This window comes from Nostoc sp. MG11 (assembly GCF_014904695.1).
Classification (GTDB): Bacteria; Cyanobacteriota; Cyanobacteriia; order Cyanobacteriales; family Nostocaceae; genus Komarekiella.
On the sequence record NZ_JACXXN010000076.1, the window covers coordinates 1 to 14,560 of the forward strand.

At 42.7% G+C, this 14,560-nt stretch carries 15 protein-coding genes; 11 read left to right on the forward strand and 4 right to left on the reverse strand.

All coding sequences use genetic code 11. The features are described from left to right. Positions 1–79 precede the first annotated feature (79 nt). A complete protein-coding gene (locus HCR01_RS34940) occupies positions 80–361 on the forward strand; it encodes an MT-A70 family methyltransferase (protein WP_193200510.1) in 282 nt (93 codons plus the stop codon). Positions 362–426: 65 nt separating this feature from the next. Here the strand turns inward: HCR01_RS34940 and HCR01_RS34945 are convergent, their stop codons facing one another. Beyond that, entirely contained in the window at positions 427–1,386 is a 960-nt protein-coding gene (locus HCR01_RS34945) for a cytosolic protein (RefSeq protein ID WP_193200511.1), read from the reverse strand. Positions 1,387–1,431: 45 nt separating this feature from the next. On the opposite strand from HCR01_RS34945, the gene HCR01_RS34950 reads away from it, so the two are divergent. The 7 genes from HCR01_RS34950 (at position 1,432) to HCR01_RS34980 (ending at position 8,140) form a co-directional block, all read left to right on the forward strand. Further along, the gene (locus HCR01_RS34950) at positions 1,432–2,238 is read left to right on the forward strand and encodes a DUF5131 family protein (protein WP_193200512.1); all 807 of its coding nucleotides are present in this window, start codon (positions 1,432–1,434) and stop codon (positions 2,236–2,238) included. A gap of 121 nt (positions 2,239–2,359) precedes the next feature. Further along, a complete protein-coding gene (locus HCR01_RS34955; protein WP_226889968.1) occupies positions 2,360–3,805 on the forward strand; it encodes a hypothetical protein in 1,446 nt (481 codons plus the stop codon). A gap of 2 nt (positions 3,806–3,807) precedes the next feature. Beyond that, a complete protein-coding gene (locus tag HCR01_RS34960) occupies positions 3,808–5,157 on the forward strand; it encodes a replicative DNA helicase (RefSeq protein ID WP_193200513.1) in 1,350 nt (449 codons plus the stop codon). 41 nt (positions 5,158–5,198) lie between these two features. Continuing rightward, the gene (locus HCR01_RS34965; protein ID WP_193200514.1) at positions 5,199–5,591 is read left to right on the forward strand and encodes an ASCH domain-containing protein; all 393 of its coding nucleotides are present in this window, start codon (positions 5,199–5,201) and stop codon (positions 5,589–5,591) included. Continuing rightward, the gene (locus tag HCR01_RS34970) at positions 5,588–7,051 is read left to right on the forward strand and encodes a DNA cytosine methyltransferase (RefSeq protein ID WP_193200515.1); all 1,464 of its coding nucleotides are present in this window, start codon (positions 5,588–5,590) and stop codon (positions 7,049–7,051) included. Before HCR01_RS34965 ends, HCR01_RS34970 begins: the two co-directional genes overlap by 4 nt. Beyond that, a complete protein-coding gene (locus HCR01_RS34975; protein ID WP_193200516.1) occupies positions 7,048–7,509 on the forward strand; it encodes a DUF1392 family protein in 462 nt (153 codons plus the stop codon). The genes HCR01_RS34970 and HCR01_RS34975 overlap by 4 nt, the downstream gene beginning before the upstream one ends. Before the next feature lies 1 nt (position 7,510). Beyond that, a complete protein-coding gene (locus tag HCR01_RS34980) occupies positions 7,511–8,140 on the forward strand; it encodes a DUF488 family protein (protein WP_193200517.1) in 630 nt (209 codons plus the stop codon). A 99-nt stretch (positions 8,141–8,239) separates the two neighbouring features. Here HCR01_RS34980 and HCR01_RS34985 read toward each other — a convergent pair whose 3' ends face one another. After that, positions 8,240–10,747, reverse strand: coding sequence for a tetratricopeptide repeat protein (locus tag HCR01_RS34985; protein WP_193200521.1), 2,508 nt, complete (start codon positions 10,745–10,747; stop codon positions 8,240–8,242). 48 nt (positions 10,748–10,795) lie between these two features. Next, positions 10,796–11,209, reverse strand: coding sequence for a hypothetical protein (locus HCR01_RS34990; protein WP_193200518.1), 414 nt, complete (start codon positions 11,207–11,209; stop codon positions 10,796–10,798). 227 nt (positions 11,210–11,436) lie between these two features. Here HCR01_RS34990 and HCR01_RS34995 point away from each other — a divergent pair, with 227 nt between their 5' ends. After that, entirely contained in the window at positions 11,437–11,727 is a 291-nt protein-coding gene (locus HCR01_RS34995) for a hypothetical protein (protein ID WP_226889972.1), read from the forward strand. Between the two features lie 265 nt (positions 11,728–11,992). Here HCR01_RS34995 and HCR01_RS35000 read toward each other — a convergent pair whose 3' ends face one another. Beyond that, positions 11,993–12,520, reverse strand: coding sequence for a hypothetical protein (locus HCR01_RS35000; protein WP_320073247.1), 528 nt, complete (start codon positions 12,518–12,520; stop codon positions 11,993–11,995). Between the two features lie 12 nt (positions 12,521–12,532). Here HCR01_RS35000 and HCR01_RS39545 point away from each other — a divergent pair, with 12 nt between their 5' ends. Together HCR01_RS39545 and HCR01_RS35005 are read left to right on the forward strand one after the other, a co-directional pair. Further along, complete coding sequence (locus HCR01_RS39545; RefSeq protein ID WP_226889975.1) at positions 12,533–12,790, forward strand: hypothetical protein; 258 nt, start codon at positions 12,533–12,535, stop codon at positions 12,788–12,790. A 516-nt stretch (positions 12,791–13,306) separates the two neighbouring features. Next, positions 13,307–14,146 carry a response regulator gene (locus HCR01_RS35005; RefSeq protein WP_193200519.1) on the forward strand — a complete coding sequence of 280 codons (840 nt, stop codon included), beginning with the start codon at positions 13,307–13,309 and terminating at the stop codon, positions 14,144–14,146. Positions 14,147–14,560 lie beyond the last annotated feature (414 nt).

A 14,560-nucleotide genomic window follows, 5' to 3' on the forward strand; every position in this document is an offset into this window, starting at 1 on the left:
GGCTTAAGGTTTAATCTAATAGCTGGTTTGTACAACTATGAACTTCGTCTGCCCAAAACCGAATCTGTTTAACTGACTTTTGCAAGAGGTCTATTGTGCTTTGGCAGTTCGAGGCGATGTTAAGGCATTTGCAGGGCGGACACTCACCAATGATTCGACAATCCTGCGCGCACGACGGCGGGAGCATTCGCGTAAGCCCGAACAGTTTTTTGAACTTGTAGACAAACTGTGTCCAGACATAAGCAAGCTGGAGATGTTCGCACGCGAGTCTAGAGTTGGCTGGGATTGTTGGGGTGATGAGGCTCTGAAGTTTGATCAGCCTGTTGAGGGACGTGATGGAGATACTCCGTTAAGTGCTTAATTAGAGCTAATTTAAGCACTTAAAGTGTACTGAACCTAGAAAACTAAATATTAAATTCTTCAATGCTAATTTTCTGGCAGATTGTCAGTTGTAGAGGACTGGTATATTTGACGCAATTCATCGACTGTATTTGCTGTTTTTATCCCATTTCTCACTGCTCTTAATAGTTCAACGTCTTCCAACGATGAAATTTCTGGCACTAGGTTTAATGCTTCAGGGCCAAACTTGAGTTCCAAGCCTAATTTTATTGCTTCTACCAATTCTTCCATTCGGGCAATTCGCTCAAATGATGTCACGTACTGCATACGTTGTTCTGCCTCTAATTGTTCTACTTCCCGTTGAAATTCTCGCTCTAAATCTAATGGTAGCGTCAACATCCAGTCAATAAAAGCCAAGAGGTTGATAACAGCCTCACGTTCAAACCCCTGCTCGTATAGCCGACGTACTAAAGCCAGTTTTGATTGCTTTCTTTGTAACCTATCACTCAAGGTTTGCATTGCAGCCAAGTGAGCCATTACCACTGTAGCGAATGGATTACGACTGGCTTCTAGCTCTCTCAACCTTTGTTGATAGTCTAGCAGCTTGATCACAGGAAACTGAAAATCAACTGTACAGCCAAACAATTCATAACCAAATTGATTTGGTCGCCAGTTTATATTGTCATCTCCCAGTACCGCACATGATGCAACAGAGCGATCGTAACGGTCAAATATTCGATAGTTGTATACAAACATACGTTTCGGAAAATCGCTTTCTTCTTGGCTTTGGACTTCGACATGGATCAATAGCCAAGATTCTTCACCCCCAATGCGGTAAATTTTCACCAATTTGTCAATTAATCGCTTTCCTAACTCCGCATCTCTGACTACCTGTTGTAGCTCCTGATCAAGAAACACAAAACCACGACTCCAATCAATTTCTCTATATGCTTGCGGAAAAAAGAATTGTATGAAGTCTTCAAAATACAACTGTAGTATCTGCTTCCACGGTGAATCATATTCCGTTTGAGGTGTTTTATTAGTCATACTCAACTGTTCAATTTCAAGTTAAAAAGAAAGAGAGAAGTAATCATGCCAACAAACATAGAATGGACAGACTTAACAGATAATATCATCCGTGCCAAAGTCGGCGGTTGGTGGTGTCAAAAAATCTCAGAGGGGTGTAAAAATTGCTATAGCGAAAAGCTGAATCAAAATTCTTTCTTTGGCGGAAACAAGCAACCATACTCTGGGCAACCACCAGAGCTAGTGTTAGATACAGAAGCTATTCGGAAATGGGGATTCCAAAGGAAACCTAAAAAGCATTTCGTTTCTTCAATGACCGATGTTTTTGGTGAGTGGGTTCCGCGTTTTTGGCAACATGAGATGCTAGGCGGAATGTTCGCTGCTCCCGATCAAATATTTCAGATTCTCACCAAACGCCCAGAAATTATGCTGTCATCTATGAATGAATGGCTCTCTAATCATGGGCTAGAGGAATTACCTTCTAATATTTGGCCAGGAACTTCGATTGAGAATCGCCGCACTTTAGAAGAACGTAGTCAATTTCTTGCTCAGATTCCGGCTTTAACTAGGTTTTGGTCAGTTGAACCATTGCTAGAAGATTTAGGCGATATCACTCAATACTTGAATGATGTTCAGTTAGTCATTATTGGTGGTGAGTCTGGCCCAAATTCCAGACCATGCCACATCGAATGGCTCGAATCAATTGTCCAACAATGTCACGCAGCTAAAACATCTGTGTTTGTGAAGCAGTTGGGGGCGAATGCAATATTTGGGGGACAGCGATTTAAAACCCGCGACAAGAAGGGAGGAGACATTGAAGAGTTTCCACAAGAATTACAGATTAGAGAATTTCCTTTTTCTATACATGAGTAAAAGCAAATCCCCCGCCTGTTAGAAACAATGCGAGGGAAAAATAAACTGTAGATTTTAGCAAGGTGCAGATTAGAAATATGAGTTTACATCATGAGTTGCTACAAAGTTGCCGGAGGTGTTTATGAGCAAAGTTATAGCAGGTAAATCTCTCAGTACGCATTATACACCAGTATCCAATGCTTTAATCCGTAACTCCGAAATAGATGATGGCACATTCAGATTAATTTGCTGGATGACATCACACACCCAAGGCTGGGAGGTGAATTTCAACAGCATTAAAAACTCATTGGGTTATGGTCGAGACAAATTACGCAAGATTCTCAAAACTGCGGAAATCCAAAATTATTTAGTCAGAAGAAAAATTCGCACTGAAGCGGGGTTATTTGATTTTGAGTATCACATTTTCAAGGATACCAATTCAGCGATCGCTTTTCGAGAATCCTTGCCACCTGTTGAATTGACCAGTGACTTGTTTTTAGGGGATGGCGCAACCAGGGGGGCCAAAACCGGAGGTGGTCGAACCAGAGGTGGTGAATCAACCCCTCTATTAGAAGAACAATATAGAGAAAACCAAAAAGAAGAAAAACATACTCAATTTGCTCCCCAAACCCAAGAATCGTGTGTGTGTGAAACTGAACAGCTAAATCTTGAAGAACCAACTCCAGAAAAACCAAGTTTAGAAGAATCAACCCCAGAAGAACCAACTCCACAACAACCCACTTCGTTGTTAAAAAATTCCGAGTCTTCGCAACAAACCGATAATCCCTCAAGAGGATCAACTATTGCGGCGGGGTCGTTCGATAACGAATTTGCCGCAAAAAACTGCCAGCCTTATTGCGATAGTCGTGTTGTCAATACGGTTAATCAAGAGGTTATGAAGGCTGGCAGTTTTTCAGGTCTAGGCTCCGATAAATCCGAACAAGCGAATAAGCCGCAACTAACCTGTCCCTACAAGACAGCCCGGAACGTGAAAGAACTGATTGATGCTTGGTTAACAGACCCAACTGCTATGAGTGATGATTCTCTACCACTGCTTGTCAGAGAAACAATCAAGTGGAATTGCTGGGTTTTACCTTGGCGCAATGGAGAGCGAAAGCTGAATAACTTGTATCAGAACTTCAACCCGATAGTCGTGGACTTCCTAGCGCAAGAACTAGCCACGAAATCGAAACTCTCGGCACAACTCGAAATTACTCATGCGATCGCAGTCATGAACACCTGGGAGAAAACCAAGGGTGGGTGGACGAACCTGATGCAGCGCTATAACCAAGCATTGCAAACAGAAAAACAGCCCCTACCCCAACTGCATACTGTTACGGCAAAAAGACCAAGTAACACCACTAGCATCACGCTCGAAGATGCTTTAGCACAAGACCGAATGCGCCGTCAGCAAGAGCAATCCATTCGGGTTCGATCCAATGGGTATCAGCACAGCCCACAAATGCTGGAGCTAAAGGCAAAACTTCAAGCCAAAGCAAATGAGCCAAAAGTTCCGAGCAACACCAGACCATCTTCCACGAATTTGCGAGAAGTTGAAGGGCAGTTAAAATTAGCACTAAGAGCATGATTATGCACCCTAATCAAGACAATGTAGTTTCTTTTGCCCCTGACCGAAATCAAGTCAACTTGCCTCCACAAAATATCGAAGCTGAAGAAGCTATTTTGGGCGGGATTATGCTTGACCCAGAAGCGATAACTAGAATCAGCGATCGCCTAAGCGTTGAAGCTTTTTACATCAGCGCCCATAAAGATATCTATCAAGCCGCAGTCCGACTCCATGCTACATACCAACCTACAGATTTACTAAGCGTCACCGCATGGTTGGCTGACCACAATTTGCTAAACCGCATTGGTGGCAGAAACAAGTTAGCGACTCTGATAGACCGCACTGTATCAGCCGTCAACATCGATTCTTTAGCTGATCTGGTGATGGAGAAATATCGACGGCGGCAGTTAATTAAAGCTGGGAACGAAGTTGTCAAACTCGCTTACGAAACAGAAACTGAACTACCGCTTGTACTAAACCTTGCTGAGGCGGAAGTTTTCACCGTTACCCAAAATCAAAGCGATGAACGCTGCAAGGTTTTCTCAGCGCAAGACATGGGCATTGAACTTTTTCAAAAGTTGGAGATGGGGAATATGGCAGGTGACAGAGTTGGCTGGTATGACCTCGAAAATATCACCGGTGGCATTTATCCCAGCAGCTTAGTTGTAGTAGCAGCTGAGTCGCACATGGGGAAAACTCACTTTATGATTTCTTACGCTTACGAAATCATGACCAAACTTGGCTTGCCTGTTCTTTATGTAACTCCAGAAATGGACAAGAATCAACTCAATGCCCGAATGCTAGCCCGGATCACAGGCGTAGACGCTTCTATGATTCAAACCAATACTCAATGTTACTGGGAGCAAATAGCACAAGGTATAGGACAGATGGTGGAACTGCCTTGGAAGGTTTACGAGCATTCCTCCCCTACAACCACAATGATTGCTTCTGCTGTGCGCCGTGCTATTGCCGAATTTGGTGGTTCTATTGGTGCTGTGTTTATTGATTACTTGCAACAGATTCCTCTGAAGTCAGGCGGGAACATGGCTTTTGAAGTCGGCAAGATTACCCGCCAGATTCGGGACATTGCCAAGTCTCACAAAATCCCTGTTTTCTTGGGCTGTCAAATCAATCGGGGGAATCAAACAACGGCTGATAAACGCCCCAATCGTCATCTGTTACGTAATTCTGGTGAAATCTTTGAGGTTTGCGACCAGTTAATCATGCTTTACCGCGATGCCGTGTATACGAAAGACCCCAGCGATCGCACTATCGAGTTGATTGTTGAGAAAAACCGCCTTTACGGTAAGCTCGGCACTGCAACAATGTTGTGCGATTTATCGACCTCGAAATTTTTGAACTTGGCAAGATAATTTGATGCAATGAACTTTTTTAAAGTTTTAGAGGTCGATATATGAAAGCGCTATCCGTTCGTCAGCCTTGGGCATGGGAAATTATTTACTCCATCAAAAACATAGAAAATCGTGGCTGGCCCATCAATTACCGAGGTGATATTCTCATCCATGCAGCGAAAAAGTGTACCAAGAAGGAATATGAAATCGCCTCTATCTTCTTTCAAAGCATGGGTGTGTCTATCCCAGAGTTAAAAATGCTCCGTCGCGGCCAAGTCATCGGTATTGTCACAATAGTAGATTGCAAGTTCTCACAAGTTGCGTCTGGTTGGGGGATGCCTCTTCAGTACCATTGGAAGCTGGAGAATCCGCGAGAGATTACACCGATTCCTTACATTGGGCGGTTGGGGATTTTTGAAGTACCCGATGATTTGGTCATGGAGGTGGCTGCATGACTAAAACAGTCCCAAGCCATACGCTACTTCCAAAGCCAAAATCAGTAATAGTTGAGTTATCTGCAACACCCGAAAAATTCTTAGAGAAAGGGGTCAAAGCCTCACACGGGGAATCAGTCGGTTGTCTTTATCAGTACCTCGAAGCTAAAAAGCTACTTGATGGGAAGACTGTTTCTTATCCCCGTGTGATTGGTGAACGTGACCCGAATAATCCCTTTCATTGGCGATGGGCATTCAATTGGAAAGAGAAGATAAACGGGGCATGGAAAGGCAAAAGTATAGGTTCAATTCCTCCTGGCGCTGTTCCAATGATTCGGACACTGCAACAAGAGAGGGCAACACGAGAGAATATCATCGCCTTTATCAAAAAAGCGAAATCCAAAAAGTCATCACCAAAATTAGATGTCTGCAAAAATTTTGATAACACAAAAATAAAACCAGTTCTTCCAAATGATGCACCGATCGCTGTTGTGCTATTCGCGGGTGGCGGTGGGATTGAAGCGGGGATGGTGCAAGCCGGGATTCGTCCGGTCATTGCAGTAGAGTTTGACCCAACTAAACCAGAACTAAGTCGGGCGATCGCCAAAACTCATCACCACAACTTCAGCGAATACGGGTGTAGAGTCGTCCAACTAACAGTACAAGAAGTAGCACAGTCAGAATTCATAGGTTTTCCCCGCCGCCCCGATTACCTCCATGCCTCCCCAGTGTGCGCCAACTTCAGCCAAGCTCATACAGCTAAAGCGGGTAAGGGTGGCGAAACTACCGATGACCTGACGGCAGCGATCGCAGTGGCTGAAACTATCGGACAGTTACAGCCACGGGTGTTCACACTGGAAAATGTACCACGCTATCAGAACAGTCAGAGTTTCAGTATTATTCTGTCAGCTTTGGAGCAAGAGGGATATCTGGTTGATTACAGCGTAGTCAATATGGCTGACTTTGGACTGCCCCAGGCGCGGCGGCGGTTAGTTCTGATTGCAAGTAAGGGTTCTCAGGTTGGACTACCAAGGGAGAGTGAATCTTGTGGTTGGTATGAGGTGATCGCCCATCTTATTCCCACAATGCCCGATTCCCAATTACTGCCCAAACAACAGCAAGCGGTAGAACAATTTCTGGCGACGGGCGTACCCACACCATTGCTACTAGAGAGAGTTGGAGGGCGCAACGGACTGAAGTACAAGCCTGGGCATTTACCTTGCAACACTATTCTGCGTAGCAGTTTCACCGACCACAAGGGCTGCAACCGCAACAAGTTCGCTGACATCTGGTTGCCTGATGGTACGGTCAAATCTTTGTCTATTCAGGGCGCGGCAGTTTTACAGGGGTTTCCTGATTGGTACGAATTCCCCAGCGAGACGGCAACGGCGGGGTCAGTCATCGGCTATTCTGTCCCTCCTTCTTTCGCCAGCCAATTATTCATGTCTATACAAAGTATCTTACAAGGAGCCTCAGTATGACTAATCTTGTCCACGACTTAGAACAGTGCTGGTACATCTCTCCACCCTGGGGTAAAGATATTCCGCCAATCACCATCAGCCTACTGGAGAGAGTCTACCTCACCACCACCAAATCATTCGGCTACTGCTGTGGAGTTGAATGGTTGCAGGATGATTGGAGCTATGCTGTTGCCATTGATAATGAAGTGATTTATGTGCCAGCATTACAACTTCGTGGCACAGGAAAATTAGAATTAGGCATAAACAAGCCCGTATTTACATTAGGACAAAGAGTAGTGTTTCGCTGTAATCAAGATGTCAGCAAACTTCGTATTGTCCAAGGCATTCATTTGATAGACGACTTTTGGACTTATACCGTCGAGTGGGCATCTCCATCGCTGACCGAATGCGATGGCAAGCTTTGTACATCAGGCGATCGCAGGGCTTGGGTTACAGATACCGACTTAGTGAGGGTGTAGTGTGACTATCTATACGGCGTACTACACTGGGACTATTAAGGGCGAGGCTGTTTCCATCTCGCTCTATCCACCAAAAGGCTTTCAAGGCAGGCATCTACCGTTGTTCGCTCCTACTCCTGAATTGCTCAAATGGTGGAAATCGTCAGCGAAAGATACCACCGCGCAGCAAGAGTACAAGCGCCAGTTCCGTGAGATTCTAAACTCCCGGCAACAGCTGATTGATCTGTGGGTACGCAAACAACGCTCAGCGAGTGCAGATATTACGCTGTGTTGCTTCGAGAAATCTGGCGACTTCTGTCATCGGCATCAGGTGGGCGAAGAAGTAGTACAGACGTATCTACCAGAATATTGGGGCGGGGAAATTAACGCTGCTCAAAAACCTCAATTGACTATAATCCCAGGCGGTAAGGCAATTTATCCACCTCAAGTCAAAAGTCTGATCGAAAAATGCCACGAGTCCGGCTTTCCTGTGCAGTGCGTGAGCCTAGAGTGCGGCTACTACCGAGTATCTCTGCATGGCGAAGATTTTGGGGATTGGTCTGAACTGGGGATTTTGGGTGTTCTGTCGGGGTTACAACAGGAGTTCTATCGGGGCGGCTGCCGGGGGTTGGCGGCGGCGATGTCAGACTGAGGGTGGAGTGTCTTTTGGGGGTGAGGGTGCTAATAGATCAGCAACGGCGCTCACTTCATGCAAATCCCCCGATTTCTTAGCTCCTAGTCACATTATCTTCTAGAACAAATCTCGCAACAATTCCAAATTTTTACGAAAAGTAACTGTATTAAAATGCTCTAGTCCTAAACTTCGTTCTGCAATTCCCACTGCTTTTACATACATAGTCTCAGCTTCTCTATACCTTTGTTGGGATTTGTAAAGTACCGCCAGGTTGTTATAAGTGCTAGCGATATTAGGATGCTCGTCTCCTAATGTCTGTTTAAAAAGTTCCACGACTTTTTCATACAAACGTTCAGCTTGGTTGTAGTGTCCAAGGCTACGATAAATTTCAGCTAGATTGCCAAGGGTAAAAGCTACATCTGGATGTTCTTCTCCTAGTATAAATATTTTCAATTCCAGAGCTTGTTCATATAACCGTTTCGCTTCGGTGTAGCGTTTAGTGACATAGTAAAGTGACGCTAAATTGTTAAGCCCAGTAGCTACATCTGGATGTTCGTCTCCTAGTATGCATCTATACAGTTCTATAGCTTGTTGATACAACAGTTCGGCTTCGGTATAGCACCCAATAACACGATATAGTTCTGCTAAGTTATTAAGACTGGTAGCTACCAAAGGATGTTTTTCTCCTAGCAGTTCTTTACAAATCTCTAAAGCTTGGTTAAACAACGGCTCGGCTTCGGCATAACGTCCAGTAGCTTTGTAGAGTTTAGCTAAATTTCCAAGGCTGGTGGCTACATCTAGATGTTTTTCCCCTAGTAACTCTTTGCAAAGCTTTAAAGCTTGCTCGTACAAGGGTTCAGCTTCAGTATAACGTCCAATGTCAAAGTAGAGTTCAGCCAGATTGTTGAGACTGCTAGCGACATCGGGGTGTTTTTCTCCCAATATCTGTTTTCTTAGTGTCAGTGCTTTCTGGCATAAAGGTTCGGCTTCAATATAGCGCCCAGTTGCTTGGTAAAGTCCAGCTAGGTTGTTAAGAATAGTAGCTACTGAAGAATGTTTTTCTCCCAGCAGTCGTTGATAAAGCTCTAAAGCTTGCTTATACAAGGGTTCGGCTTCAATATAGCGCCCAGTTGCTTGGTAAAGTCCAGCTAGGTTGTTAAGAATAGTAGCTACTAAAGGATGTTTTTCTCCCAGCAGTCGTTGATAAAGCTCTAAAGCTTGCTTATACAAGGGTTCGGCTTCAATATAGTGCCCAGTTGCTTGGTAAAGTTCAGCTAGGTTGTTAAGAATAGTAGCTACTAAAGGATGTTTTTTTTCTAAGCGGGATTCTAGTACTGATAAGCATTGCTCATACCAAGATGCTGCTAGAGCATACAAACCTTGCCCCCGATAAAAATTACCTAAACCAATAAAAGGCCAAATCAAATCTTCATCGCTGACTATATTAATTAAATCTTGCGCTACTTCGGCTAGATGCGGTATTGCATCTTTTACTAATTTAATGTTCTCTTTAGTTGGTGAATTAGGGATTTCCCGGGCAATTTCTATAAATGTTTTTACAAAAGCCTGTTTCAAATCATCAGCTTGTTCTGAGGCTGATAACTTGTATTTTAAAAACTCCCGGATTAAAGGATGAATTTTGATTTTATAGTTCCCATCTGTGTCTTCTATCCCTTGAATCAAATGACGCTCATATAGTTGTTCATTTGCTGTATCAGCATTACTCGAAACCCATTGAAGTAATTCAACAGTTGATTTTACCCATTCCCATAAAAAAATCTCTGGTGCAAATAAACCCAGCAGCATAGCAACATTTTGTGCTGTCTCTTCCAGTTCCAGCCAACTTAACTCAAATGCTGCTAATATCCCTCGCTGCGCTGTACTTAGTGTCTTTTGTAATTTTTGCTGTTCTACGTTGAGCGCTTCATCCTTAATTAATTGCTGCTCCTTTAGCCGCTGCAACATTTTTGCTATAGTCCAATTGGGGGGTTTTTTCGTTATATACCGCCCTACCAATTCCAAGCCTAAAGGTAAGTACCCCAAGTATTTACATAACTCTTTGGCTGTTTCTAATTCCCGTTTGACTTTCGTTTCACCCACTAACACTGTTAGCAACTGCAAAGCTTCTTGTGGTGACAGTACATGTAAGGGTATCTCATAAATATTTGAGTCTAAATTTCGTTTTCGCGTTGTCATCAGCACACGAAAACGATTACCACTCGGCAATAACTCTCGGCAAATTCCTAATTCTGTAACATCGTCTAGAACTACCAAAACTAAGCCTTCTGACGGTCGCCAGTTTCGCCAACACCAACTTACTTGTTGAGTAAGACTCAGTGGATTTCCCTGAAAGTCCTGCTGTGGTATTGACAATTCCATCTGCTCACTAGCAAACTGCACAACTTGCGATGCTAGATTTGATTCTCTAGCACTTAACCAACAGACACCTCCTGGATAATCTGCTTCATATCTTCGTGCATACTGTATTGCTAATTCTGTTTTGCCCACTCCTCCCATACCTGATACAGCAGATATTGCTACTACACCTGATTTTGGCAACCTTTCACTTAATATCTTTAGTTCATGCTCTCGCCCTACAAAATTGGCAGAACCTTGAAATACAATATTATTTGGAGGATTTAACTTTGTCCTTTCCCCAAAGGACGACTCCGGTCAATGATTATATATCGTATTGTAGCCTTGATAAATTGTCCCTAAATTGTTATTGGCGTTATTCTGTTGCGCTTCTCCACCATACACATTTTGGACGTTCTGTCCTTTGATCTGTCCAATATTTATCTCTTGTTGAATCTCCGTAGCTAATTTTTCTACTTCTTGAGCAAAATTTGGGTCAGATTTCATTGCCTCTTGTAAGTAACCAACTACCTTATTTAAATCTGCTGAAGATCCTTTTTCTACCTCTACAAAAGCTGTTGCTGCCTCTTGCTGACCTCGTAGCTTGTGCCAAATTTTGTCGCGTAGCACTTTTATCTTGGCTAAGGTTGCTTCTGTAGCTTTCTCAATTGTCGTTTCAGATACCTTGGTTAAAACAAGAGTTGCGATCGCACCAGCAGTTAGTGGCTCCATCTACTACTTACCTCATTGAGCAGCATATTTTACTTAATATACACTGCTTTTCTAAGCAATTCCGTAATCGAGTACTAAAATTAGCAACGCTATCATAACTATCAAGTGGCAGATGAAGGCGCTCCCTTTCCCTGCAAGCAATCTGCACCCATACAACAAACAGTAAAATCTGTCGGATTTGGTTCTAACTTACTGTATTCTGGAATATCCTACCCTGTGTAACCCGAATGAATCCTATAGAGATGCGCCAACTCATCAAAAAAATTGAAAAACCAGTTCGCAAAAAAATAGAAGTAATCCCGCCCCCAGAAGACAAAATTGTTCAACCTGAGATCCAAGTTCCTGAACCCCTAGTTGAGTTAGAACCAGTAGTTGAACCCACACTACCCGCATACATCGAAATACCTGAATCTGCTGCATACATCCCTGAATATCGTCCTCTGCGCTCCGTAGGTAACTCTGGCTGGCAGGTGTCTGATGTATGGCGCGATATCCGCGTGGATGACTTTTGCGGGTAAGCTAGCATTAAGTTATACAGCGAACTAAAGTAATTAGCTTTAACAAATAGTAGAGCTATAATTTTTATTATTCCTATGCAAAATAAAAATATGTAGTAAGTTTTTATCTATATACTGCAAGCTTGTTGGCGATTTTTTGTAGCAAAAATCTAGTAAGTTCAAATGAAGGTGTGCTTTAAATATTTAGGTAAATATTGATATTTATATAGTATAAATAATTACTAAAGCATAGGAATGTGGTTTCACTGCCCAGACAGCCCAATCACTAAAAAATGACACCTCTGTTCTGAAATAGTGGCAATTGAATTACTTGGGTTTGCTTGGCATTATCTAAATTAGACAAGGAAATGCCCAGTAACCTAATACTGCGGTTCTCTGGGTCAATCGACTCAAACAGTGCTTTGGCTATCTCAAAAATCCTAGAAAGTTCGCTAATGGGAGCAAGCATTGTCTTACTGCGGGTTAACTGCTGATAGTCAGAGAACTTAACTTTCAGAGTTAATGTGCGTCCTCGCGTTTCATGCTGCTCTAACCGTTGCTCGACAATTTGGGCAATCTGTTCGAGTTCCTGCAACATTTCACTATGGTCACTTAAATCTCTAGCAAATGAGGTTTCTGCACCAATGGACTTACGAACCCGATTAGCCTCAACTGGGCGGTCATCTTCTGCTCTGGCAATCTTATAGTAGTATTGCCCTGCTTTACCAAAGTGGTGTGTTAACTCCAAGAGTGATCGTTCCTTCAAATCTGCGCCAGTATGAATACCCAGAGAGTGCATCTTAGCGGCTGTCACCTCTCCAATACCGTGAAACTTCTCAATCGGCAGTTGCTCTACAAATGCGATCGCTTTTTACTTTTATACCAAAGTTGCGATCGCTGTTTGTTGCAGTTCCACAGTCTTCACTTGAAGAATCCCACGGTTAGAGCCGGGGGGAGTATCAACGCTTATGTAACAAAAGTTCCAACAGGTTTTTTACAAATTGATGGTTTGATGGATAAACAAGGCTGTTATTATGTGGCTGTTCCCCAGCTAGTTGATGTTGAGTTCGTCCCACCTTTCTAGAAGCGTAAAGCAGATAGAAGCTTTGATAAATACGGGTTTTTCGTCCCACGTAACTCTTGATTTTACCAAGCTGAAAACCAGTCTCTTTAGGTACTGACAATGACAGTACCCTTACCGCAGTCAAATCTATTACCGAGCATTTGACCATTCCTGAGCTACTTGGCGGGGTCAAGAGTTACGACTATCTGACTCCCGGCTGGGAGAATGTAGAGATTGTTGCAGATGTGGTGATCGCAACTCCAGTACAAATGTACAACCTCGCCTCCTAACGGTGGCAACCGGGAGTTGTCGCGGACAATTGAAAATTAGGGGAGTTTGGTGTCGGTGCGCTGTGGGGGGCAGAAAGTTTAAACAGGGGAGAAGAAGGCGATTTTTATCTCTGCACTGTAATTGAAAATACATTAGTTATTAACAAAAAATTGCCTTCATTACTTAAATATCAGCTTTCGGGTAAATAAACTTATTCCCCATGAGATACTAGCTTGTAAGTGTCAAGCAAATACCAGCCTAGTATCTATGAGTTTGGCTTCCCTATCTTCAAGTAATAATTCTCTAAATCAGCACAATCAAGTCAGTCAAACAATTTTAATAATTGAAGATGATCCAATTATCCGTAATCTCCTTCTAGAAACTATTGAAGCGTCAGGTTTTAATGTCATAAGTGCTCCCAATGGACTACTTGGGATAGAGAAAGCAAAAAAATACCTACCAGACTTGATAATTTGCGATATTCTAATGCCAGATTTAGATGGTTACACTGTTCTAACTAAACTGCGCCAAGACCCCTTGAGTGCAATTATTCCTTTCATTTTTCTAACTTGCAGCAATCATCAATTAGCTATACGTAAAGGCATGGAATTGGGAGCAAATGACTATCTTACTAAACCTTGTGAGCTTCAAGATTTATTTGCAGCTATCAATGTTCGGTTAGAAAAGCAAGCTATTCTTAAGCAATGGTATACTAATAACCCAAGTCAAGTTTCTCAAACATCAGCTTCATTGATTAATTCAGAATCTATCTATCCTTCAATTATTCAATTAAAAGAAGTTTTTGATTTTATTGAAGCCAACTATCACCAAGGTATTAGTTTATCTGATGTAGCCCTTGCAGTTGGTTATTCATCGGCTTATTTATCCAGCTTAATAGTAAAAGAAACTAAAATGACGGTAAATACTTGGATTCTCAAGCGCCGAATGGTAGCAGCACAACTTTTACTTAAGGATAGCAACCAAAGTATAAAAAGCATTGCTACAGCACTAGGTTATCAAACCGCAAGTCACTTCTCCCGACACTTTCGTCAATACTATAATATCTGTCCACTTCAATGGAGAACTAATTATCAAAAACATAATTAAACGCAAGAATTCAGTACCCAGGAGTCAGAAGTCAGAATTTATGTTTGTCCAGAGCAGTTTTGAGTATTGGAATTTTATAAAGAAATTTTAAAATCTCTATAAGAGATTTCAACCCTATCTGGGGCTTTCTACATTGTCAAACTACCTACAACCCTTAATGCACATAGTTTTTCTGCGATTATTGTGAATCACCGTTCAATTACCCTGCCTAGTGATTGACCGATGTTGATCTGCTCTCAAGCTGCAACATTTGTATTTTTCCCTTGGTTGGCATTCACTTTCACAGATACTTCTGACTCTACTTCCAAACAGCGGACTAATTCCCTAACTACATCGGTCGCTGGTCTTCCGGTCATTGCACAGTAGTTCTCAAGTCTCTTCTTCTCCTCTAGGGCGAGATTTACTGTAATTCTT